20 protein-coding genes and 2 pseudogenes are annotated in these 23,821 nt (G+C 60.1%); 8 read left to right on the plus strand and 14 right to left on the minus strand.

What is annotated here, in order from left to right; genetic code table 11:
* Nucleotides 1–8: 8 nt before the first annotated feature.
* Both QM780_RS13025 and rnhA read left to right on the plus strand, forming a co-directional pair.
* Entirely contained in the window at nt 9–980 is a 972-nt protein-coding gene (locus QM780_RS13025) for a homoserine kinase (protein WP_415070881.1), read from the plus strand.
* The gene (rnhA, locus tag QM780_RS13030; RefSeq protein WP_415070882.1) at nt 977–1,462 is read left to right on the plus strand and encodes a ribonuclease HI; all 486 of its coding nucleotides are present in this window, start codon (nt 977–979) and stop codon (nt 1,460–1,462) included. Before QM780_RS13025 ends, rnhA begins: the two co-directional genes overlap by 4 nt.
* Here rnhA and QM780_RS13035 read toward each other — a convergent pair.
* Together QM780_RS13035 and QM780_RS13040 are read right to left on the minus strand one after the other, a co-directional pair.
* Nucleotides 1,454–1,951 carry a peroxiredoxin gene (locus tag QM780_RS13035; protein ID WP_415070883.1) on the minus strand — a complete coding sequence of 166 codons (498 nt, stop codon included), beginning with the start codon at nt 1,949–1,951 and terminating at the stop codon, nt 1,454–1,456. The two genes, rnhA and QM780_RS13035, sit on opposite strands and share 9 nt — an antisense overlap.
* Before the next feature lie 63 nt (nt 1,952–2,014).
* Nucleotides 2,015–2,854, minus strand: coding sequence for a protein-disulfide reductase DsbD domain-containing protein (locus QM780_RS13040; RefSeq protein ID WP_415070884.1), 840 nt, complete (start codon nt 2,852–2,854; stop codon nt 2,015–2,017).
* 203 nt (nt 2,855–3,057) lie between these two features.
* Here QM780_RS13040 and QM780_RS13045 point away from each other — a divergent pair.
* Nucleotides 3,058–3,627: pseudogene (locus QM780_RS13045) on the plus strand (YqgE/AlgH family protein); the annotation flags it as partial.
* Nucleotides 3,628–3,662: 35 nt separating this feature from the next.
* On the opposite strand, the gene QM780_RS13050 reads toward QM780_RS13045, so the two are convergent.
* The 12 genes and pseudogenes from QM780_RS13050 to coxB form a co-directional block, all read right to left on the minus strand.
* Nucleotides 3,663–7,502: an EAL domain-containing protein gene (locus tag QM780_RS13050; protein ID WP_415070885.1), complete on the minus strand. Its 3,840-nt coding sequence runs from the start codon at nt 7,500–7,502 to the stop codon at nt 3,663–3,665.
* Nucleotides 7,502–8,110 (minus strand): GNAT family N-acetyltransferase, encoded by a 609-nt coding sequence (locus tag QM780_RS13055; protein WP_415070886.1) that lies wholly within the window; start codon nt 8,108–8,110, stop codon nt 7,502–7,504. The genes QM780_RS13050 and QM780_RS13055 overlap by 1 nt, the downstream gene beginning before the upstream one ends.
* A gap of 6 nt (nt 8,111–8,116) precedes the next feature.
* Nucleotides 8,117–9,418 carry a M16 family metallopeptidase gene (locus QM780_RS13060; RefSeq protein WP_415070887.1) on the minus strand — a complete coding sequence of 434 codons (1,302 nt, stop codon included), beginning with the start codon at nt 9,416–9,418 and terminating at the stop codon, nt 8,117–8,119.
* On the minus strand, nt 9,415–10,818 hold the full coding sequence (gene thrC, locus QM780_RS13065) for a threonine synthase (protein ID WP_415070888.1): 1,404 nt from the start codon (nt 10,816–10,818) through the stop codon (nt 9,415–9,417). The genes QM780_RS13060 and thrC overlap by 4 nt, the downstream gene beginning before the upstream one ends.
* A 99-nt stretch (nt 10,819–10,917) precedes the next feature.
* The gene (locus QM780_RS13070) at nt 10,918–11,712 is read right to left on the minus strand and encodes an SURF1 family protein (protein ID WP_415070889.1); all 795 of its coding nucleotides are present in this window, start codon (nt 11,710–11,712) and stop codon (nt 10,918–10,920) included.
* 2 nt (nt 11,713–11,714) lie between these two features.
* On the minus strand, nt 11,715–12,095 hold the full coding sequence (locus QM780_RS13075) for a DUF983 domain-containing protein (RefSeq protein WP_415070890.1): 381 nt from the start codon (nt 12,093–12,095) through the stop codon (nt 11,715–11,717).
* Nucleotides 12,096–12,240: 145 nt separating this feature from the next.
* Nucleotides 12,241–13,180 (minus strand): annotated as a pseudogene (locus QM780_RS13080) (cytochrome c oxidase subunit 3).
* Nucleotides 13,181–13,305: 125 nt separating this feature from the next.
* Complete coding sequence (locus QM780_RS13085) at nt 13,306–13,905, minus strand: cytochrome c oxidase assembly protein (RefSeq protein WP_415070891.1); 600 nt, start codon at nt 13,903–13,905, stop codon at nt 13,306–13,308.
* A gap of 15 nt (nt 13,906–13,920) precedes the next feature.
* On the minus strand, nt 13,921–14,085 hold the full coding sequence (locus QM780_RS13090) for a protein CoxF (RefSeq protein WP_415070892.1): 165 nt from the start codon (nt 14,083–14,085) through the stop codon (nt 13,921–13,923).
* A 6-nt stretch (nt 14,086–14,091) separates the two neighbouring features.
* Nucleotides 14,092–15,015 (minus strand): heme o synthase, encoded by a 924-nt coding sequence (locus QM780_RS13095; protein WP_415070893.1) that lies wholly within the window; start codon nt 15,013–15,015, stop codon nt 14,092–14,094.
* A gap of 94 nt (nt 15,016–15,109) precedes the next feature.
* Nucleotides 15,110–16,735 (minus strand): cytochrome c oxidase subunit I, encoded by a 1,626-nt coding sequence (gene ctaD, locus QM780_RS13100; RefSeq protein WP_415070894.1) that lies wholly within the window; start codon nt 16,733–16,735, stop codon nt 15,110–15,112.
* A gap of 90 nt (nt 16,736–16,825) precedes the next feature.
* Complete coding sequence (gene coxB, locus QM780_RS13105; RefSeq protein WP_415070895.1) at nt 16,826–17,809, minus strand: cytochrome c oxidase subunit II; 984 nt, start codon at nt 17,807–17,809, stop codon at nt 16,826–16,828.
* A 388-nt stretch (nt 17,810–18,197) separates the two neighbouring features.
* Here coxB and QM780_RS13110 point away from each other — a divergent pair, with 388 nt between their 5' ends.
* The 5 genes from QM780_RS13110 to QM780_RS13130 all read left to right on the plus strand — a co-directional run bounded on the left by QM780_RS13110 (nt 18,198) and on the right by QM780_RS13130 (nt 23,684).
* The gene (locus tag QM780_RS13110) at nt 18,198–18,809 is read left to right on the plus strand and encodes an invasion associated locus B family protein (RefSeq protein WP_415070896.1); all 612 of its coding nucleotides are present in this window, start codon (nt 18,198–18,200) and stop codon (nt 18,807–18,809) included.
* An 856-nt stretch (nt 18,810–19,665) separates the two neighbouring features.
* Nucleotides 19,666–20,514 (plus strand): cellulose biosynthesis protein BcsS, encoded by an 849-nt coding sequence (gene bcsS / locus QM780_RS13115; protein WP_415070897.1) that lies wholly within the window; start codon nt 19,666–19,668, stop codon nt 20,512–20,514.
* Nucleotides 20,515–20,604: 90 nt separating this feature from the next.
* Complete coding sequence (locus tag QM780_RS13120) at nt 20,605–20,910, plus strand: hypothetical protein (protein WP_415070898.1); 306 nt, start codon at nt 20,605–20,607, stop codon at nt 20,908–20,910.
* Between the two features lie 106 nt (nt 20,911–21,016).
* Nucleotides 21,017–21,553 carry an RNA polymerase sigma factor gene (locus QM780_RS13125; protein ID WP_415070899.1) on the plus strand — a complete coding sequence of 179 codons (537 nt, stop codon included), beginning with the start codon at nt 21,017–21,019 and terminating at the stop codon, nt 21,551–21,553.
* 4 nt (nt 21,554–21,557) lie between these two features.
* The gene (locus QM780_RS13130; RefSeq protein WP_415070900.1) at nt 21,558–23,684 is read left to right on the plus strand and encodes a vWA domain-containing protein; all 2,127 of its coding nucleotides are present in this window, start codon (nt 21,558–21,560) and stop codon (nt 23,682–23,684) included.
* The last annotated feature ends 137 nt before the right edge of the window (nt 23,685–23,821 follow it).

Here is a 23,821-nt window from a genome sequence, read left to right on the forward strand (position 1 = left end):
GCAGGAACATGGCGGTCTATACCGAAGTCAGCGACGATGAGCTTGCGCGTTTTCTCGCGGGCTATGAGCTTGGCCGGCTGCTGTCCTACAAGGGCATCGCGGAGGGCGTCGAGAACACCAACTATCTGGTGCACACGTCGGATGGCACATTCATTCTGACGCTTTACGAAAAGCGGGTCGATGTCGATGATCTGCCGTTCTTCCTGGGCCTCATGGAGCACCTCTCGGCGCGCGGTGTTAATTGCCCGCTGCCGGTGCGTGACCGGAACGGAAACGTTCTGAACGAGCTCGCCGGACGGCGCGCGGCGCTGATCACCTTTCTCGAAGGCGTCTGGCCGAAGCGACCGAAAGTCGAGCAGTGTTTCGAACTCGGCAAAGCGCTCGCGCGGATGCACATAGCAGGCGAGGGCTTTCGGCTGCGGCGCGCAAACGCGTTGGGCATCTCGGGGTGGAGGCCACTGTTCGACAAATTTTCGGCACGCGCGGAAGAGATTTGCGCGGGTCTCGATGGCATGATCAGCGAGGAGCTGCGTTTTCTCGAACTCGCGTGGCCTCTAAACCTGCCGCAGGGGATCATTCATGCCGATCTCTTTCCCGACAACGTTTTCTTCGTCGACGACCGGCTTTCCGGGATCATCGATTTCTATTTCGCGTGCAATGACGCCCTCGCCTACGATGTCGCGGTTTGCATCAACGCGTGGTGTTTCGATGGGGCATCCGCTTTTGAGCCGGCGAAGGGCGCAGCGCTGCTCAAGGGTTATGACAGCGTCCGGCCGTTAAGCGAACGAGAGCGCGACGCGATGCCGATCCTGGCCCGTGGTGCCGCGATGCGATTTCTGCTGACACGAAGCTATGACTGGCTCAACACGCCGAAAGATGCGCTTGTCGCCCGCAAGGATCCGGCCGACTACATTCGTCGGCTCGCGTTCCATCAATCGGTCGGAAGCATCGCAGACTATGCACCGCAATTGATTTCATGACAGACGAACGGCCCAAGGTTCAAATCTACAGCGACGGCGCATGCTCGGGAAACCCAGGCCCCGGAGGCTGGGGCGCAATCCTCATTTCGGGCAAACACCGGAAGGAGATCAACGGCGGCGAGCAGCTGACGACCAATAACCGCATGGAACTCAAGGGCGCGATTTCCGCGCTCGAAGCGCTCAAGAGAAAAAGCGACGTCGATCTCTGGACCGACAGCAGCTATGTGCGAAACGGCATCATGTCGTGGATTCACGGCTGGAAGAAAAACGGCTGGAAGACGGCCGACAAGAAGCCGGTCAAGAACGCGGAGCTTTGGCAGGAACTCGACGCGTTGCGGGCCAAACATCACGTGACGTGGCATTGGCTCAAGGGGCACGCCGGGCACCCCGAAAACGAGCGCGCCGACGAACTGGCGCGTCTCGCGATGGCGCCGTTCAAAGACTCACGATCGGGAAAGCGGGTTGCCGACGATTTAGAGTGAGCGGTCGATCATCGAGCAGAGGGTGGCGGCACTCGATTTCTCAGCCACCGGGGGGCTGTCCTCGACATTCAGAACCTTGACGACGCCATCTTCAACCAGCATCGCATAGCGTTTCGATCTGAGGCCCAGGCCGAAGTTGGACAGATCGATGTCGAGGCCGATGGCCTTGGCGAAATCGCCCGATCCGTCGGCCAGCATCTCGATCTTGCCCGTCGCGCCGGCGTCCTTCGCCCAATTCGTCAGGACGAAGATGTCGTTTACGGCGGTGCAGGCGATGGTATCGATGCCTTTCGCCTTCAGTTCGCCGACGCGATCGACGAAACCCGGCATGTGGCTTTTGCTGCATGTCGGCGTGTAGGCGCCAGGGACAGCAAACATCGCGACTTTCTTGCCGGAGAATACTTCGCTGACGGTCTTCGGCGCGGGGCCGTCCGGACCCATGACGGTAAATTTCCCATCGGGTAAGCGATCTCCGACCTTGATCGTCATGGCATTTCCTCTGAGTTGCTCGGGCCGTCGCGGCCGGTATTCCTATGTAGACTTGGAATGCGCTTACTCAAGCGTAATCGTGGTCTCCGATTGGCCTTTGCCGTCGATGAGCGTGACCGTCAGCGGCTTGCCTTTGATATCCTTGATGTTGACCCCATCGGTTAGATCGACCTCAAACACCGCGTTGCCAGCTTGATCGGCGGCGCGCTTTGGAAGCGGAACGTAGATGCCGCCCGGCGCCTCGACGAAGGCGTCTGCGGTCGTCGGGTCGGCACCCGCAACATCGAGCACGAGTTTTGGCTTGCCGGAAGATTGGTCGAGATGCCAGGCGGCCAATGACGGGGAGGCACTGTCGGATGCTTTGTGTTCGGGAACGCGCGCGAGGGCATCCATCAGCTCGCCCGACGTTCCCACATCCGGCGGAATGACGAGTTGCAGTTCGGCTTCGGCAGGAATGCAAATATCTTTGCAGATGCCATAGGCGACCTTGCCGTGGAGCGTGACAGGTTTTGCGGGATCCTGCGGTGTCAACAGGACGGGGAAAAGCACGGCATTCTTGTAGCCCACAACATCGCCTGCCTTGTCGTGGATGCGATGCGGCGCCGGATAAAGAACGGTCGCCGAGGCAAGGTTCTCGGAGCCATCCCACTCGAACTCGGGCGGCACTCCTCCGGCATCGCCCGGTGTTCTCCAGTAGGTCTTCCAACCGCCCGGCATCGAAAGATCGACGCCCGCATAAAGCGCCGTCTTCCCGTCGCGTGCCGCATGCCCAGCGATGAGCCGCACTTGATTGTTCATGCCTTGGACCCACTCGGAGGCGACGGGGCCCGCGTCGCTCCATGCCGCAGCGCTGCCGGTCATCAGAAATGCCAGGGCCAGTCGGATCACTTTGTCTGTCGCCATTCGTTGCTCAATTCATGGTCGTTAATGTCACGAGGTAAAACTTGGAGCGAAGCTAGCTGCCTTAATATGCGGCGGAGCGCGCTATCGTTACAGATGCTCTCCATTCGGTAATTTTAGGGATCTTCACGCCGCCCTTGTATCGGATTAGTCTGGCTAACATGAAGGTCAGCCATGCAGGCCGTGCGGACGGCTCCGAGATCAAGCTGGAGGGACAGCTCCTCATCGCAATGCCGTCCATGTCGGACCGGCGATTTCAGCGGTCAGTCATCTATATGTGCGCGCATTCCCCGGAAGGCGCCATGGGCCTTATCATCAACCAGCGCGCCAATCACATTTCGGCGCCCGACCTGCTCGAACGCCTCGGGATCTCATCGCGTAATCCTAACGACGAAATTACGGCCGAGGTTCTTTCCTTATCCATCCAGGTCGGAGGTCCCGTGGAAACGGGACGCGGGTTCGTGCTGCACAGCTCCGACTATTTCTCGGAAGATTCGACGCTCGCCATCGAGCAGGGCGTCTGCCTGACGGCGACGATCGACATTCTCAAGGCGATCGCGCAAGGCCGAGGCCCGGCAAAAGCGCTTCTGGCGCTCGGATATGCGGGCTGGTCGCCTGGACAGCTCGAAACAGAGCTTCAAGCCAACGGCTGGCTTCATTGCCCGGCCGATCCGGACATCATTTTCGACGAAGATCTGGAAAGCAAATATTCGCGGGCGCTCGCGAAGATGGGCATCGATCTTTCGCACCTCGTGAGCGACGCCGGGCACGCATAGCGTTTCGCTCCCTTCGTTTTGATTGAAGGATTTTCTCAAACGCCGGCGGAGCCGACCTTCGTCGGCTTCTTGGGCTCGGCTGATGCACCATCGCTCGTCGCGGGACCGCCAGCCGTCTTGACACTTCCGGTCGTAGGCGCGCCCGCGAGACGGGCAAGGCTTGCCGCAATCGACGGCGGCAGCGTCGAGAAGTCCGGTTGATTGGATGGATCCGACGGGAAGGACACGCCATTGCCATTGGCGGGCAAAGGCGGAGGCGGCGACGACGGAATGATTGTCGGCGTATCACTGCGCAAGGACGGAGCAATAGGCGTCCCCACCGGCGGGGGAGAGCTGCTGGCGCGCGCGAGAGCCTCAGCGAGCGGCGACACGATATTCTTGTGCTCGTCTGGCAGCGGCTTCAATTCGGGCGGCGCGGCAGGGTGAGTTCCGTTCGCCTTTCGCGCGGGCGGTTGCCCGGGTATCGGCTGGGTTGGCGGCGACGTCACAGGACCGGTCGGCGCGGAGCCATCCGCGACGTTCGGAATAGGACGACGCGACGGCGGCTGCGTCCGCAGCGATTGAGTCACGGGAGCGGCGGCAAGATTGCCGTTCGGCATCGGCGGCGCGCCTGGCAACGAGGCTGGCGGCAACGTCATCGGATCGGGAGCACGAAGGGCAATTTCGGGTATCGGCTTGGCCGCGCCATTGGCGAGCCCATTGCGAGCGGCAATATTCGCCGACCCCGCACCATTGATCGGCTGTTTCTCGACGGGCGGGGCGATGGGCTTCTGCCGCTGGCGTACGACCGATCCGGATGGCAGCGCCGCGGACTTCGTCGCGGGTGATCCGGCTGTTTGAGGCACAGCGGAAGCGGATTTCTGATCTTTTCCGGCCGCTGCGATAACCTTGGCGGGCTTCTTTGTAACTTCCTTCGCAGGTGCTTTCGACTTTGGCCTGAAGAAGCCACGCGGCTGCAGCTTGCGTTCCGACCGGCGAACCATTTTCAGAAGCTGGGAGACGGCTTTTTCCGGGATCGGCTCGCCGAAATGGTAGCCTTGCGCGAACTCGCATCCGATCGACCTTAAAAATGCGGCCTCGTCGGCACGTTCGACGCCTTCGGCGGCGATGGTCATCGAAAGCTCATGGGCGAGAGCAACCATCGACCGCATGATCGCGGCACCTGCGCCGGTGCCGCTGCCGCGAACCAGCTCGCTGTTGATCTTGATCGTATCGAACGGGAAACGATGAAGGTAGGCGAGCGAGGAGAAGCCGGTTCCGAAATCGTCGAGCGTCAATTCAACGCCCGAGCCACTCAAGAGCTTTAGGACCTCGATCGCCTGCTCGGGATTGTCCATCAGCAGAGCTTCGGAGATCTCGAGCCGCATCGTACCGGTTGGGGCGATATTGCGACCGAGGACGTGGCGCACCTCCTGTACCGACTCGGGACGGAAGAACTGGCGGCCGGAGACGTTCACCGAGACGAAGATCGGGCGTTCGGAACGCGGCAGCTCCAGCACCCAGCGCGCGACGTCTCTTGCCGCCCGCAGCAGCAGGTGCGAGCAAAGCTTGATCAGGATTTCAGTGTCGCCGGTATCCGCCAACTGGGCCAAAGGATTGATGAGGCCAAGGTTTGGATGCTCCCAGCGCAACTGCGCTTCAAAGCCGGCGAGTTCCTTGGTCGGCAGATAGACGATCGGCTGATACAGGACTTTAAGATTGTTCTTCTCGATGGCACGCGCGAGATCGGCCTCGATTTGAGCATCGGAATCGCGATCGCGGCGCATCGAAGGTTCGAACACCTCGATACGGTCAGAACCGCCCTGCTTGGCGCGATACATCGCAAGCTCGGCGTCCTTCAGAAGATCGCCATCGGCGCCTTGCGTCCCGTCCCAAACGGCGACACCCATCGAGCCCGTCAGGATCACCTCCTGGTTCGCGAGCGGGATCGGCGCGCGAAGAGAGCGGCGGACGCGCTCGGCGAGAGCCGGCAGGTTTCGGGCTTCGCGCTCGCCGACGAAAAGCATCGCAAATTGATCGCCGCCGACGCGGGCGACCGTATCCTGCGGACCGAGATGGCGCTGAAGACGGCGCGCGACGGTCAACAGCAGGCTGTCACCGCGAACGAGCCCGAAGGATGCATTGACGGTCTTGAATTTGTCGAGGTCGATGAAAATGACCGCGGGCTTTACCGTCTTGTCGGACTTGGCCCGAACGATCACCGTTTTCAGCCGATCGATAAACAATTCGCGGTTGGGCAAGCCGGTGAGACTGCAATGGACGGCATCGTGCAGCAGGCGCTCGTGGGCGCGCTTGGCGTCCGACACGTCGCGTATCAGACCAACACAGCGCAACGTGCGGCCGTCGGCGTTCGGCACACTGGCGGCCTCAAGCTCGAACCAGCGCCAGCTGTTGTCGGCATGGCGAAGACGGAAGTCGCTCTTGATGCGGATTCCCGATCGCTCCTGCGCCGTCATCAGCGTGACCCTGAAGCGTTCCTTGTCGGTCGGGTGAACGTGCTTGAGGAAGTCATCGACCTTGGACGTCAATTCGCCGGGCATCAGCGACAGAGCGATTTCGACCTCGGGTCCGACCTTGATTTCGTCGCGGCGGATGTTCCATTCCCAGATCGAAGAACCTGATGCAGCGAGCGCCAGGGATCGACTCTGCAATTCGGTTGGCGCGCCGGAGTATACGGCGTCAGCCGAACGGAAGGCGAATTGCGTGACGGTGAAGCCCATCAAAATAACGACGAGCACGAGCCCGGCGACGAGGCTGGAAACGACGACGTCGCCGGACATCCGGCCTGCCAATGTCATGCCGGTCGCGAAGATCCAAACCAAAAGCAGAAGCCAGGTCGGAACGAGCGCGAGGGCGCGATCCTGGCCTTTCAGAGCCAAGAAGATCGTGAACAAGCCGCCGACACCGCCGATCGCCAAAAATGACAGGCGGGCGAACGTCGCGGCAAGGCGTGGGTCGATGACGGCGACGGCTATCAAGGTGAGCTGGGCGATGATCCAGACGCCGATCATCATCCGAACGATGCCGTGCCAGAGCCCGAGCCGCAGGAACGTCGACAGGAAGATGACGAAACTCGACGCCATCGCGGCTTCACCTGCGGCGCGATAGACGGCGTTATCTTCGGGTCGCAGATTGAACAGCTTGTGGAAGAAGCCGAAGTCGACGCACAGGTAATTGAGAACAGTCCAGGCGACCAAGGCGCCCGCGGGGAAGATCAGTTTGTGGTTTGCCGCGAAGATCGAAGTCAGGAAGATCGCTAGCAGGCCGGTCAGGCCGAGCATCGCGCCGTTGAAAAGCTGGCGGTCGCGGGATTTGATCTCGTAGTCGATGGGCTGCCACAGATACATGCGCGCGTAGTGATCGCCCGCAAGTTCGGCGACATACGTGATCGTTTGCCCGGGTTCGAGCGTAATACGGAAGACGTCGGCCTTATCGCTCTTGATGCGTTCAGGGACGAAGCCGACTGAGGGCGTGACGCTTTCGATCCGGCGCGCGTCGAGGTCCGGCCAGACGGTCCCAGAGCCGACGATGGTATAGCGGTCGGCGGTCAATAACCGCTCAAGCGATTTGTCGGACTTATTGGTGAGCGCGAAGACGATCCAGTTGGGGCTGGTGCCGGGCACGGAGGCGCGAACCGTCATGCGGCCCGACACGCCATCGGCGCCGGCCGCGGTCTCGACCTGAAGACTGTCGCCGCGCCCTTCGTAGGCTTCGCCGAGTGTCGTGATCTCGATGCGGTCTTGATCGGGTTCGACGGTGATCGGCGTCAGGGCTTCGGCCCGGCCGGCGAGGCTCACGAGGCATGCGACAACGATCCCCAGCAATCCAAGCCAGGACCGTCTCCACTCCCCTCCGTCAGTCCCCCGGACTGCCATTACACCCCCTGTTGCGATGTGCCTGCTTCGGGCCCCTCTGCATGACGCGCGTAAAGCAGGTGATCCTCCCACCGGCCGTTGATCTTCAGGTATGCGCGCGCCATTCCTTCGCGCTCAAAACCGACGGATTCAAGGACACGCATGGACGGGAAATTATTCAGCATCGTGGCCGCCTCAATACGGTGGAGGCGCAAGGCGTTGAAGGCCATGGGCAAAAGCATTGCGACTGCGTCGCGCATGTGGCCGCGGCCGGCATATGGTGCGCCCATCCAATAGCCAAGCGACGCGGTCTGGGCCGAGCCGCGCCGGACGTTCGAAAGCGTGAGGCCGCCGATCAGAGCGCCGGTTGCGTTTTCGAAAATGAAATAAGGGTAGGAGACGTCGTTGTGGATGTCGCGCGCGTAGGCCCGGAGGCGGCGGCGATACATGGTGCGGGAGAGATCGTCCGGCGACCATGTCGGTTCCCACGGCGTCAGATGCGCGCGGCTCAACGCCCTGAGTTCCGCCCACGCCGTGTAGTCGGCGACAACCGGCTGACGTAGCGTCAACGAGCGGCCGTGAACGACCTCAAAATCCTCTTCGGGACGGATCGAGCGAAGAAAGGCCACGCCCAGTTACCTCGCTGCCTTGCCGGCGACCGCCGAAGCATCGCGCGAAGTAAAGCGCGCCGCAATGCGCGACGCCTGTCCAGATGATTTTCGTCCCGACCCGATGACGGCGACGGACGGCGTTTCTTCCATCAAGGTCTGGGCGAAGGATTTGATCCGAGCCTGATCGACCGCGTCAACGCGTTCGATCAACTCGGTTATCGGAATGAGGCGGCCCTGAGAGAGAAGCTGGCGAGCCATCTGCTCGGCGTTCACGGCGGAGCTTTCCAGCGCCATCAGCAGGCCGGCCTTGAGTTGGGCTTTCGAGCGCTGCAGCTCGGCTTCGGTTGGGCCGGTGTCGGCGATTTCGGCCAGTTGAACCGCCACCAGCTCCGCGAGTTCGCCGACCAGTTCGGGAGATGTCGCTGCATGGACGGAAAGCATTCCAGTGTCCCTAAGTCCCCAGACCGACGAATTGATCGAATAGCACAGCCCCCGGTCTTCCCGGATCTCTTGAAACAGGCGGGATGACATTCCCCCGCCGAACAGCCCCGAAAAGACTTGAGCCGTATAGAACCCAGGGTCCAAATACGACGGCGACGGTAATCCGATTAGAACGTGGCTTTGCTCAAATGGCTTGCCCGACGCAGCAAAACCGCCCCCGTAGAGCGCCGACGATTCAGTTCCCCTTGGCCGGGAAGTGAGCCCCCCGAATAGGGCCTCAACGTGGCGAACTATGGCTTTGTGGTGCACAGCTCCCGCGGCGGAAACGACAATGGCGCCAGGAAGATAGTGCTCCTCGAGGTAGGACTTGAAATCGGCCGCCTGGAAGGCGCCGACGCTCGCTTTGGTGCCGAGGATCGGCCTGCCGATCGATTGGCGCGGATAGGCGACGCCCTGCATCAGATCGAAGGCGATATCGTCGGGGTTATCGTCGGAGGCCGCGATCTCCTGCTGGATCACGACCCGCTCCTTATCGACATCTTCTGCCGAGAATTTCGAATTGAGCAGAATATCGGCGATGACTTCGAGAGCCACCTGTTCGTCACCCTTCAAGACGCGCGCGAAATAGGCGGTGGTATCGAGGCCGGTCGAAGCGTTGAGATCGCCGCCAACGCCCTCGATTTCGTCGGCGATCTGCCGCGCCGTGCGCGAACTCGTGCCCTTAAAGGCCATGTGTTCCAGGAAGTGGGCAAGGCCGTGCTGATCGGCGCGCTCGTGGCGCGCTCCGACGGCAACCCAGACGCCGAAAGACACGGTTTCGAGCCTCGGCATGTGATGGGTTACGACGCGAAGCCCGTTCGACAGTGTCGTCAGTTCGATTGTCATCGCGATACCCCCGAGGCGGCGCGACTATGATTGAGCACGAATTCTTCCACGGCTGAGAGGCTGTTCGGCAGCACTTCGAAATGCTCTTTATCCGACATCAGATGTTCAAAGCCCTCGGGAAGCGGCGGGCGCTTGCCCGTGATGCGTTCGATCGCGTCGGGGAATTTGGCAGGATGCGCGGTCGAGAGGACAACCGTATCGCCGACGTTCAGACGCTCGGCCGTAACGAAGGCGCAGGCCGTATGCGGATCGAGGAGATAGCCATAGCGTTGCTCGGTATCGCGGATGCAGGCTTCGACGTCCTGTTCGGAGGCCGAAGAGGCGGCGAAGTCTTGCTGCAGGATCGGCTTCAGACGGCCAAGTTCAAATGATCCTTTGGCCGTCAATGACGCCATGAGGCTGCGGATCAGGTCGGCATCGCGACCGGAAGCCTCAAACAGGTAGCGCTCGAAATTGGATGAGATCTGGATATCCATCGATGGAGACGACGTCGCGATGACGTCGCGCATCGCATACAGGCCGGTCGCGACGGTGCGTGGGAGGATATCGTTCTCGTTCGATGCTATAATGAGCTTGTCGATCGCAAGGCCCATGCGCTTGGCGACGTAGCCCGCGAAAATATCGCCGAAATTGCCGGTCGGAACGGCGAACGAAAGCGCCTTGTTGTTGCCGTCGCCAAGGCGTGACGAGGCGTAAAAGTAATAGGTCACCTGGGCGACGATGCGCGCCCAATTGATCGAGTTGACGCCCGACAGTTCGACGCGATCGCGGAACGCATGATCGTTGAACATGGCTTTGACGAGGGCCTGGCAGTCGTCGAACGTGCCGCGAATGGCAAGGGCGTGAACGTTCTTTTCCGCTGGCGTCGTCATCATGCGGCGCTGCACGTCGGAGACGCGGCCCTCGGGGAAGAGGATCACGACATCGACGCGCTTCGAGGTTCTGAAGGCTTCGATCGCGGCGCCGCCGGTGTCCCCCGATGTGGCGCCGACAATGGTGGCGCGGCGGCCTCGCTTCGCGAGTACGTGGTCCATCAGCCGGGCGAGTAGCTGCATGGCGACGTCTTTGAAGGCGAGCGTCGGACCATGAAAAAGCTCTAGCACGGTGAGCCCTGGCTTCAACGGTCGGAGCGGGGTCACCTCGGCAGTGTTGAACGTCGCGTAGGCATCCTTCGCCATGAGCAACAAGTCGCCGCGCGAAATTTCATCGCCAGTGAAGGGATGAATGACATCGACCGCAATCTCCGCGAAGGATTTCGTGGCGAACGATTTGATCGTTACCGGGGAAAGGACAGGCCAATGCTCGGGCAGATAGAGACCGCCATCGCGCGCAAGACCAGCGAGGACGACATCCTCGAACCCCAGCTTTTCGACTTCCCCGCGCGTTGAGATGTAGTTCAAATTTTCTCTCGTTCCTTCAAGGCCGCGCCAGTGTCCGGGCGGCAAAGCCTAGTTCCATCGGCTCCGGCGAACAACTCGCATCAGGCGCGGAATGCCCGGCTATTCGTCCTTAGATTGCGCTTTTCCATCTCCCACAGCCGAAAGTCTCTGTCGAGCGAAGATGGTGAAAACGACGATCAGCGTCACGGCGAGGCCATACCACGTAACGACGTATTGGAGATGGTTGTTGGGCAAATTGATTTCAGTGGTCCCGCCCTTCGGCCAGCCGCCGGGATTGGCCGGCAGCGCGTCGGCATCTAGCGAAAACGGCGCAAACGCCTGACGTTTTTCGGCGTTGAACTGAAGCGGCGACGGCGGGCCCTGAGGGCCCCATTGCATGCCGGTCAGATCCGGCCAGTACCAGCGATTGCCGGCATAGTCGTTGTCCGGCGCGAACCAGGGTTTGGGCTGCGCCAATCGCACCAGACCCGTGACCTCGACGGGCCCCGCGATCTGACCCTCCGCTCTGGTGGAAGGCTCTTTCAATGCATCGGGCACCCAGCCGCGATTGACGAAAAGCGGAGGAAGGCCGCCGTCCGGAGTGAGCAAAGTGTAGATGTCCCAGCCTTGGGACTGCACGGTCGGATGATAGAGATGGCGTTCAAGGCCGTAATCGAAGGTGCCTCGGACGCGCATATGAAGATATTCGACGTCGCCGCTCTTCACGAATTCGGAGAGTACGGCGGGATAGGAAATCGGCTCTGCCGTTCGCCTCGTTTCGATGCGCGAGATCAGCGCCTCTTTCCACGCTTTCCGATGCCATTGCCAATTGCCAAGGCCGATGAGGACCGGCAGCATCGCAAGGGTCAAAAGTCCGGGAACGACGAGGCCGGCGGCACGCCAGCGGGCAAACATGCTCACTCCTTGGAGAGACGGGCTTCCTCGGCCTTGTTCTTGAACTGCAAGGCGATCAGTGTCGCCTTGAGGAAACGAAGGATCAGCACGCCGATCAAGGGCGTTAGAATGCCCCAAAGCAGAACGTGCATCCACCAGGGAACACCGAATTGGAACTCGGCGATCAGTGCGCCGCCGACGACGAGAAAGCCGAGGATGAAGATGGCGAAGACGGCGGGACCATCGCCCGTGTCGACGAATTTGTAGTCGAGACCGCACGCATCGCACTTGTCGCGCATGTTCAAGACATTGACGAACAGCTTGCCTTTGCCGCAGCGCGGGCACCGGCAGCTTAGACCGGCGGAGAGCGGCGAAACCGACGGTTTGATATTATCCAAGGCCATCTCAGTTCCAAACGGTAGCGTAAGCGGCGAATAGTGCGCATCCGGCGCGGTTATTCAACTCCGAAGAGTGCCACGCCGCAAACGACAAGAGGCGGCTTTCGGCCGCCTCTTGCAAACAGATTTCGTATCTGACGCGTGCGCGGGCTTATTCGGCGCCCGGAACGATCGGGCCGGCGCCCCAAACGTAAATGCAGGCAAACAGGAACAGCCAGACGACGTCGACGAAGTGCCAGTACCAAGCCGCCGCCTCGAAGCCGAAATGTTGTTGCGGCGTGAAGGCTCCGCGCATCGCCCGGATGAGGCAGACAAACAGGAAGATCGTACCGATGATCACGTGTGCGCCGTGGAAGCCGGTCGCCATGAAGAACGACGACCCATACGAGTGGCCCGCAAAGCTGAAGCCGGCGTGGCTGTACTCGATGGCCTGGCAAACGGTGAAGGTCATGCCAAGAAGAACCGTCAGGATCAGGCCGATGACGAGTCCGCGGCGGTCATTCTTCAGCAGCGCGTGGTGAGCCCACGTCACAGTGCAGCCCGAGGTCAACAGAATGAGCGTGTTGACGAGCGGCAGGCCCCATGGGTTGAAGGTGTGCTTGAAGAAGCCCGGGATCGACGCCTCGGTCGCCTCGACCGGCACCGGGGGCCACTTGCCTCCGAACACCTGATCGCGCGTGGTGGTCCCAACCATCTGAGTCGTATTGTTCATCAGATCGTGGACGCCGGCAGGGAACAGCGCGAAATCGAAATAGGCCCAAAACCAGGCGACGAAGAACATGACCTCCGAGGCGATAAAGAGGATCATGCCGTAGCGAAGATGGAGCTGGACGATCGGAGTTCTGGAAGCCTTGGTTGGCTTCGCGGATGACGTCGATCCACCAAGCCCAGGCGCAAGCGACGACGGCCGTTCCGCCGATTGCAAAGAGCCAGGGACCTTTCAGGCCAAGAACGCCTTCGCCATCGACATGCGTGCGCATCCAGACGATGGCGCCGATGGCCATGACGAGGGCCGACATCGACGTCAACAACGGCCAGGGGCTCGGATTTACAAGGTGATAGTCGTGATGCTTCGCGTGCGTATCCGCCATTTCCGTCTCCGTCCCCTTCAGGCTTTAGCCCGTTTTTGCTTGAACCTTAAAGTCAGCGCACAAGTGTTACTCAGGTGCGCTGAACTTTTCGATCCGATTTCTCGAACTCTTCTTCGCCGCCGCCGCTAGCCTCCGCTCTTACCCTTGGACGACGCATCGGCGGTCGCAGCCGGACGATCGACCGGGTAGAAAACGTAAGATAGCGTAACTTCCGACAGGGTCTCCGTGTCGCGATCGTCGACCATCTTCGGATCGAGGAAGAACGTGACCGGCATTTCCACCGTCTGATGCGGTTTCAGCGTCTGCTCGTTGAAGCAGAAGCATTGAATTTTGTTGAAGTATAACCCTAAGGCCTCCGGGGTGACGTTATAGGAGGCTTGTCCCGTCACTGGCTTGTCGGAGTTGTTCGTGGCGCGGAAGAATGCGAGGCCCGTCTCGCCGATCTTGACGGTCATTTTCTTGACGTCGGGTTCGAACGACCACGGCAGGCCGGAAGCGACGTTTGAATCGAAGCGGACCGTGATCGTGCGGTCGAGAACTTTGTTAGCATTGGCTGCAGAACGCTGGGTCGTACCGTTGTAGCCCGTCGCCTTGCAGAACATGGTGTAAAGGGTCGGCGAGGCAGCCGTGACTGCGCCCATGACCGCGAGAGCGCCGAGGCAAACGGCGACAACCCGCGTATTGTTGCGGGACATCTTTGCGGACTTGTCTTCGTTGCTTTCCACCCAAGTCCCCTCCCGTCAGCCGATGCCGTTCACGACGTTGCCGCCAAGGCGAACGAACGTCGCGATATAGAACGCCAGCACCATGAAGCCGAGCGTCAATGCGATTGCGATCGATCGCCGGCGGCGGATTTTCTCCGCTCTCGGATCCAAACGCTCGGGGGCTTTAGGTTGCTCCGTCACGCTGCCTCACGCCAAGACACGGTTCACGACCGCTTCACCGAGAAGCACCGCGAACAGCACGTAGAGATAAAGGATCGAAAACCAAAAGAGCCGGCGCGCGGCGGTATCGGCCTCACGGCCCTCTACCGTGAAATAGACGCGAACCGCGAGCGCCAGGAAAACCGCGCCAAGAACGGAAGCGCAAACGAGGTACGTGATGCCGCCTAGACCGACGAAATACGGCACGACTGCCAGCGGCACTAGGGCCAACGAATAAAGGAGAATCTGGCGGCGCGTCTCGTTCAGACCTGCAACCACGGGCAGCATCGGGACGCCGACGCGCTCGTAATCGCGACAGCGATAGAGAGAGAGCGCCCAGAAGTGCGGTGGCGTCCACATGAAGATGATGAGAAACAGCAGAAGACTGTCGAAGCTGATGCCACCGGTGACGGCCGCCCAGCCGATCATTGGCGGAAATGCGCCCGCGGCACCCCCGATGACGATGTTGTAGGGCGTCCGGCGCTTCAGCCACATTGTATAGACGAAGAGATAGAAGGCGATCGTGATCGCGAGGAGCGCGCCGGCCGTCCAGTTGACAAGGACGCCGAGCGTCAGCACGGAGCAAACCGCCAGGACGCCGCCAAAGTTCAGCGCCTCTTCGCCGGTCACCCGCCCACGCGGCAGAGGGCGAGCGGCCGTGCGCGCCATGCGGGCATCGATATCGGCGTCGTACCACATGTTGAGGGCGCCGGATGCGCCCGCACCGATAGCGATGGTGATGATCGCAATGACGCCGAGGACAGGATTGATCGGTCCAGGAGCCGCAAGCATGGCGGCGAGTGCAGTGAAGACGACGAGCGTCATCACGCGTGGCTTCATCAGCTGGATGAAATCACTGACACTTGGCTCAAGTATCAGATCGCCATCGCTGATCTCACTCTGAATGCTCATTTCCGAGGTGCCGTTCCTGGAACAAGGGTTTTGGTTTTTCTCTAGCGGTACTGCGGGCCGAGACATCCGGCCCGCAGTTCGCACGAGGCTTCAATCAGTGATGATCCGTCGCCGCGATGCGCGGCAGCGTCTCGTAAGAATGGAAGGCCGGCGGCGACGGCAGGGTCCATTCGAGGGTCGTTGCGCCGATACCCCACGGGTTGCTCGCCGCCTTCTCCTTCTTGATGAAGTAGGCGTAGAACATCCCGAACAGGAAGACGAGCAAGCCTGCCGTCGTAATGTAAGAGCCGATGGACGAGATCCGGTTCCAGTAAGTGAAGGCTTCGGGATAGTCGGCGTAGTGCCGCGGCATGCCGGCCAGGCCCAAGAAGTGCTGCGGGAAGAACAGGACGTTGGCGCCGATGAAGGTCAGCCAGAAGTGCAGCTTGCCGAGGAATTCGCTGTACATGTAGCCCGACATTTTCGGGAACCAGTAGTACCAGCCCGCAAAGATCGAGAACACGGCGCCGAGCGACAGCACGTAATGGAAGTGCGCCACGACGTAGTAGGTGTTGTGCAGAGAACGATCGACACCGGCATTCGAGCACATGACACCGGTGACGCCGCCGATTGTGAAGAGGAAGATGAATCCAAGCGCCCACACCATCGGCGTGCGGAACTGGATCGAGCCACCCCACATCGTCGCGATCCACGAGAAGATCTTGATGCCGGTCGGGACGGCAATGACCATGGTCGCGAACATGAAGTAGGCCTGCGTGTCGACGCTGAGACCCGCCGTATACATGTGGTGAGCCCAGACGACGAAGCCGACGAGACCGATGGCGACCATGGCGTAGGCCATGCCGAGGTAGCCGAAGATCGGTTTACGCGAGAAGGTCGACACGACGTGGCTGATCATGCCGAAGCCGGGCAGGATCAGAATGTAGACTTCAGGATGGCCGAAGAACCAGAACAAGTGGGCATAGAGCAACGGATCGCCGCCGCCTGCTGGGTCGTAGAACGTCGTGCCGAAGTTGCGGTCCGTCAGCAGCATCGTGATTGCACCGGCGAGAACCGGCAGCGACAGAAGCAGAAGGAAGGCGGTGACCAGCACCGACCAGGCAAAGAGCGGCATCTTGTGCAGCGTCATGCCCGGAGCGCGCATGTTGAAGATGGTGGTGATGAAGTTGATGGCGCCGAGAATGGACGAGGCGCCGGCGAGGTGAAGCGAAAGGATCGCGAAATCGACCGCGGGTCCCGGATGGCCGATCTTGCTCGACAACGGCGCTACGACGATCCAGCCGGTGCCGACGCCGTTGGCGTCCGCAGTTCCGGGAACGAAGAGCGAGATCAGAAGAAGCGTGAACGCGACCGGCAGAAGCCAGAACGAGATGTTGTTCATGCGCGGGAACGCCATATCCGGCGCACCGATCATCAAAGGCACGAACCAGTTGCCGAAACCGCCGATCATCGCAGGCATGACCATGAAGAACACCATGATCAGGCCGTGGGCGGTGACGAAGACGTTGTAGACGCCCTCGTTGGAGAAATACTGAAGACCCGGTTCCTGCAGCTCCAGTCGCATCATGACCGAAAGGAAGGCGCCGATGCAGCCCGCGAAGATCGCAAACAACAAGTAAAGGGTGCCGATGTCTTTGTGGTTAGTCGAAAAGAACCAGCGTTTAAAGAAAGGCGGGGCGTGATCGTGGTCATCACCCGCTGCGTATGCCGTGCTTCCCATTTCGTAGAGCCCTTGTCCCGGAAGTTTGACTGATCTTTTTGTTCTATCTTTTTCCGTCGATCGCGAACCGCAACCCGCGGACGCCCGAAGTTATTGTACCTGCGCGACCGACTGCTGAATGACAGCCTGGCTTGCGGTATCGGCGTCGAGGATCTGCTGAGCCTTCTTCTTGTCCTTGGCTTTCAGCGCCGCCATCCACGCATCGTAGACCGGCTGATCGACAACGCGGACTGCGATCGGCATGCCAGAGTGCAGCTTACCGCACAGAACCGAGCACTGACCGAAATACGAGCCGACCTTCGTCGCCTTGAACCAGACGGCGGCGGTGCGCCCTGGAACGGCCTGCTGCTTCACACCGAACGAAGGGATCGTCCAGGAATGGATGACGTCGTTGGAGGTGATGAGGACGTCGACAACTTTGTTCACAGGAACAGCGATTTCCTGATCAACCGAAAGGCGGCGGATTTTCTTGTCCTCGGTCCAAATCGGAAGCGAGTCGACATAGAGCGCGTTGTGCAACGCTGCACCTTCGAGCGCGCCGTACTTCTTGTCGTAGGCATCGTCGCCGAGCTTTGCCCGCAGGATATCTTCGTCGTTGATCATGTTGGACGTAAGGGTCACGCCTTCGTCGACATATTCATGATCCCAGAACCACGCATTGCCCGTGGCCTTGATCGTGACGTCGGCCTTCGGGAACGTGTACTGATTGAAGAGGAGGTGGAACGACGGAATGGCAATGAAGACGAGGATGAGAATCGGAATGACCGTCCAAGCCACTTCCAGAACCGTGTTGTGGGTCGTGCGGGACGGGGTCGGATTGTTCTTCTCGTTGAAGCGGAACATCACGTAGACCATCAGCGCCAGGACGAACAGGACGATGACGGTGATGATGATGTTGACGATATTAAAGAGGCTGGCGATTTCATCCATGATGGGCGAAGCGGAGAGCTGCAGCCCCAGCTGACCATCCGTCGGCTGACCGAGGCCCGCCAAGGCCGGCGTCACGCCACCGAGAGCAACCGCCAAACACGCGGCCGCCAGAACGGCAACCGCGCCAAACATCCCTTTCGACATTCCTTCGCTCCCAGTTCGTCGCGCCACGCATCGCCGGCGCGACAGCCTCCCAATTTCATCGGCGCGCCGGCGAGCGGCCAATGCCCGTTTGCTTATTGCCCGGCTTCGCAACCGGGAACGCTCCGGGCAAGCCCGGACCGTATGCCTCATCGATTTGTTAAGGCGGGTTGATAAAGAGCACAATCCGTTCAACCGTCTCAAGTCAAGTTTTCTGCGTCATTTATTCGCGAAAGCATGAGCCGGATCAGCGAATCAATGGCTGTTATCGATCAACATGCCTCGGGCTGTCACGACAGAATTCGGCCGAATTCCTGGCCGACGAAGCGCGGTCTCTCCCTGATCACTTCCCATTCGAATGGCGTTTGCCGCGAGACCTAAGGACAACCGCTTGTTGCAGCATACCCAGGATTTCCGAGGTTCCAGCCATTTCCTTGCGCGCTTACGCAAGAGCTTTGCCACCTGCAATTGGTCAATCGTGCTGGCCGTGTGCAGCGCCGCTGGGGTGTTCGCGGTCGCACAAGCAATTGCCATAGCGACGATGTCGACGGCCGCTTTTGCGGTCGACGCGCCCGAAGGGACCGTGAAAGCCCAGTACGGAGACTGGCAGGTCGTCTGCAAGGACCCGCCGCCCGGCTCGAAAAATGGGGTTTGCGCACTCGTCCAAAGCGTGACGGCCGAGGACAAGAACAACATCGGCCTGACAGTCTATTTCCAGAAATTCTCGAATGGGACGCGCGTCCTTCGCGTATTCGCGCCGCTTGGGGTGCTGCTGCCGCCGGGATTGGGCCTCAAGATCGACAACAAGGACGTCGGGCACGCGCCGTTCCTCAGGTGCCACAGCTTCGCCTGCTACGCGCAGGTTGTGGTCGAAGACCCGCTCATTGAGCAATTGAAGACCGGCAAAACCGCGATCTTCATCATTTTCCAGACCGAGGAAGCCGGTATCGGCATCCCGATCTCGCTCAAGGGATTTGCCGACGCGCTCAAGGACCTCAATTAGAATGTCCGCCGGCCTCGGCGCCCGCTCGGTGTGCTAGGCTCGCAAAATGGTTAAGCGACCTTGCGCTCTCGGAGCCCACTTTCGTCGCGCTCCAGGAGTACGAGCGTATCGCGGCTCGGTTTCGGCGTCAGTTCGTGCACTTTGGGGGTGACCGCTTCTGTCGCCGTCTCGACCGCAGCAGCGACGCGCGGCGCCGAGTTCGAGATAGGCTTCCATCATCGTCGCCCACAGCTGCGAATTGGCGTTGATGAAATCAGCAGGCGTCGCGGGATGTACCATTTGGTGGGCCCAATGAACGAGTGCCCGCGTTTGGCGAGCCTGAACACTTGCGACCTCAAGCTGGGTACGGCCAATTGCTTTCAATATCGGCTGCCAAGCATATGAGGTTAGATCGGCCAGCTCGAACATGTTCTGAAAATAGGGATAGTAAAGGGAAGTATTCTGTACGGAAACTTCCGAATCCGACTGCATTGATGCGTCCTCCCAGACACACGAATATTTGAGCCATCGCAAGGCCCAACGCGTTCTTTTTGAGCGTCCGCGATAATATCTGGCGCTCTTTTCAGGCTAAGTAACATAGGTACGTGACTGCCGCATTTCACAGATGCGTGCAGGTTGTTTCGAGGAGTTGAACGAAACGAACTTCTACGTGATTGGAGCGACAGCGAATTGACAAATGACAAGCCGACAATGCGCTTATGGCAGCGCCACTCGCACAACTAAAAATGGCACTATATTTCTTATAACTTCTTATGATTGTAGCATAAATTCAGCTTTGTTCTCCTTGACGAACCTGTGGTGTGCCGACCCTTATAGTCGTTAGGGTTAATACGCAGACTTTCCGAGTTGCGTTTGCATGCGTAGGTCGGGTCACAGCGGCGGTCGCGTCGTCGCCGTCGCGATCGTTTCGACGATCGCGGGGTTGGTGGTCGTGTCACCGCCGGTCGTTGCGCAAGACGCTTCCGAAACAGCAATTCAGCCGAAGTACGGCTGGCGCGAGATCTACGGCGGCATCGATGCGGCACGCGATCAGTGGTTCGCCTACTCCGGCATGACGATTGCGCCTTTCAGCCCGGACATTTACAGCAACGGCTGGCGCCTGCGTTTCGGAGGCGGATACGGGCGCTACAGCTACGATACGATCGGTCCGCACACCAATTGCGGCGTCGCGGTGTCGAACGACATCTGCACCGAGCAAAATCGCACGCGCCAGCATTTCGATGTTTCGCATTCCTATGCCGAGGCGCTGCTCGGATATTACCTGCAGCTCGGGCAATTGACCGCGAAGGCCTTCGCGGGAGCGTCGATGTCATCCGAACATCATGTCGACGGGGTCGATCCTTCACACGACAACGACGGCACGGAATTCGGCGTCAAAGGCGCTCTGGAACTCTGGCTTACAATCAACGACACGGCATGGTCGTCGCTCGATCTCAGCTATTCGACGGCACGCAACGAGACGGCATCGCGCTGGCGCACGGGCTGGCACGTGATGCCCTCGCTTTCGATCGGCCCGGAGCTTCGCTACGACAAGAACATCGAAACAGGAGACGGCGCGTGGAATGGACGAGCCGGCCTGTTCGCCCGCTACGAATGGACGGGCGGCGAGGTTTCGGCGGCGGGCGGGGCGGCGTGGTGGATCGATGGCTGGACGCCCAATGATCCTTCGGCCTATGGCACGGTGAATGTCATGTTTCGATATTGAGCGTGTGGCCGGACTGATCTTGCCAAGCGGAGCCGAAACATCCTTCTATCCCGTCTCGTTTGCAAAGCGTCCTCATCCTTGCGAGAGACCATGACCAAAGCTCTCGAGACCCTCGCGACTCTCACGTTCGCGAGTTTTCTGATTCCGATGTTCTCGTTCCCGGTGCGCGCCGATACGTGCTCATCGACACCGGTGACGGCGCGCGGCGAGGAATCGCGTTACGTCTGGCTCGCAAAAACCAAAACGCGCGCAACCTGGCGAGCGAAGGTCAGGGCTCATCCCGATCTCGGGCCCGACTACTCTAACTGGGCGCGGGCCCATGATACCGAAGAGCGCTGCCTGACCGGCCCAAATGGGACGGTGTGCATTTTCACCGGCACGCCCTGCCGCCCTTAACAAACATCCGGCCCAACATCGACACAGTTTTTCTTTGATGACACCCAAGGAAAATCGCAACCCGTCCGTCCAATGATAGAGACAGTGTGGGCGGAAAGCCGTGGGCGTGAACAACGAGAGGGATGAAATGCTCGCGCTGCGGGCGGCCGGCGGCTGCCGGGCATCGTTCGCACGCCTGCTCGAATGCCACTACGACCGGATCTATCGCCTGGCGTTGCGGTGGACGGCATCTCGCGCCAAAGCCGAAGATATTGCCCAGGACGTCGCGCTGAAACTTGCGTCCGCGATCCGGTCGTACAGGTCACAATCGGCTTTTACGACTTGGCTGCATCGGATCGCCTACACCACGACGGTCGATTATCTCCGACGCGACCAAAGGATTATCGCAACCGAACCGTCAGAGATTTCAAGGCTGCTCGATGCGAACGGGCTCGCCGACGATATTGATGCGGACGCCTTCGATTTGTGGAGAGCCGTGAGATCGCTCCCCGACCAGCAACGCGATGCGGTTCTTCTCGTCTATGGCGAGGACATGAGCCATGCGGAAGCGGCCAGCATCATGGGTTGTAGTGAGAAAACCGTATCGTGGCACGTACACGAGGCAAAGAAGCGATTGAAAGTTTTGCTTGAGGCGACGGGCTAGTGCGATGACCCACCGCGACCTCGAAACCCTGAAGACTGTCGCTGCGGATCCGCCACGCGCGGAAGCCAAGCGCGCGGCTATCGACACGGCGCTATCAGCGTTCGATGCGGCGACTTTCCGTCCGCAAGAAAAGATCGGTTTCACGACCAAGGAAAATACGCGTGCCGGCCGTCCTACGCGGACCAGTAACCGGACACGGAGTTTTTTCATGGGGTACGCATCACGGCAGAACATGGCTATCGCCGCGTCGCTCGCCGCACTCGTCATTGTCGCGCCGCTGGCCTTCAAGACTTACGAATGGGATCAGCGAATTTCAGAACCATCGCAGTTGCCGCCCTCAAAGCCAGAGATCGACCTAAAGCGCATGTCTTCGGAGGCCAACGCGCTGCCTCCGCCTCCGCCCCTTCCGGACGCTAAGAAGCAAGACGGGACGCTTGCCGACGCGCAGCCGAGCGCTCCGCGGAATGACAATCGTCCTGCGCCGTCAATCTCTAAAATGGTGCAAACGTTGCCTTCGGACAATTCTCTCGACGCCCTCGCAGCGTTGACTCGAAAGGCCGAGAAAGCTCCAAGGAGCCGGGCTTTCGCCGAGTTTGCGCCTTCGTATCTGACAGGCCAAAGCTTTGATCAGGCCGATGGCCGTGCGGCCCAATCCGTTGCCGGGCTTGTCGAGGACGAACCGGCGGCAACTTCGAAATACAAAGACCGCGACGTCTTCGAGGCAACGAAAATCAATCCGGTCAAGCAGACGGCGACCGATCCGGTTTCGACGTTTTCGGTCGATGTCGATACGGCGTCCTATTCGTTTGTCCGGCGTGCGCTCAACTCCGGCCATCTGCCGCCGAAAGATGCGGTGCGCGTCGAAGAGATGATCAACTATTTCCCGTACGATTATCCCGCGCCCTCGACACCCGACATTCCATTCAAGCCGACGGTTACGGTCGTCCCCGCGCCGTGGAAGCCGACGGATCTGCTCGTTCACATTGCGATCAAGGGTTATGACCTGAAGCGCGCAGAGCGTCCGCGCGCAAATCTGGTTTTCCTGCTCGATGTATCGGGATCGATGGAAAGCGACGACCGCCTGCCGCTGGTCAAGAACGCGCTTCGGATGTTCGTCGATCAGCTTCGACCGGACGACACCGTCGGGATCGTGACTTACGCGTCGGGGTCAGGCATTGCGCTGGAGCCGACGAAGATCGGCGATAAACAGAAGATTCTCGCCGCGATCGACAAGCTCGATGCGGGCGGTTCGACGGACGGCGCGGATGGCATTGAAGATGCCTATCGGCTCGCGGAGGCCAATTTCGACAAAGACGCCGTCAATCGCATCATCCTCGCCACGGATGGAGATTTCAACGTCGGCATCACGGACCGGGATCAACTCAAAGGTCTCATCGAGCGCAAGCGCGCGACGGGAATTTATTTGTCGATCCTCGGGGTCGGACAGGGGAACCACAACGATGCCTTGATGCAGGCACTGGCGCAGAACGGCAACGGCACCGCGGCCTACGTCGATACGCTCAATGAAGCCCGCAAGATTCTCGTCGACGAAGCTTCCTCGACTTTGTTCCCGATCGCCAAAGACGTGAAAGCGCAGGTCGAGTGGAATCCCGCCCGCGTTTCCGAGTACCGGCTGATCGGATACGAGACGCGAGCGCTTTCCCGGGAAGACTTCAATAATGATCAGGTCGATGCCGGCGATATCGGATCCGGTCATACGGTGACGGCGATTTACGAGATCACGCCCGTCGGTTCGCCGCGCCTCGTCGATGATCTGAGATACGGCAAGCTCGCGGGGGCGGGTCACGAAAGCGAGGCGCGCGACGAAGAATCCGAATTCGGTTTCCTGAAACTGCGCTATAAGAAGCCAGGGTCCGATACGTCCGATCTGGTCTCGCTTCCGATCACGCCTGTGCTGGCGAAGCCGACCATTGCCGACGTTCCTCAGGATGTGCGCTTTTCCGTCGCCGTCGCGGCCTTTGGCGATCTCCTGAGGGGAGCCCCATATGAAGCGAAATACTCGTTCGACGATGTCATGACTCTCGCGAAGTCGGCGCGCGGCGATGATCCGTTCGGTTACCGTGCGGAGTTTGTGACACTCGCGAGACTGGCGAAATCCGCCCGGCCGTAAGGCACGGGCAGCTGAGAGAGGGGCGGTTGGCTGCGGGACCTGCCGCTCCTCTTTTTTATATATATTTCATATATTTATGTCCGTCACGGGCGCGATATTGCCAATCGCATAAGCCCTCCCCAAAAATCTGCAAAACG

It is taken from the genome of Hyphomicrobium sp. (genome assembly GCF_047600905.1).
Taxonomy (GTDB): domain Bacteria; phylum Pseudomonadota; class Alphaproteobacteria; order Rhizobiales; family Hyphomicrobiaceae; genus Hyphomicrobium_B.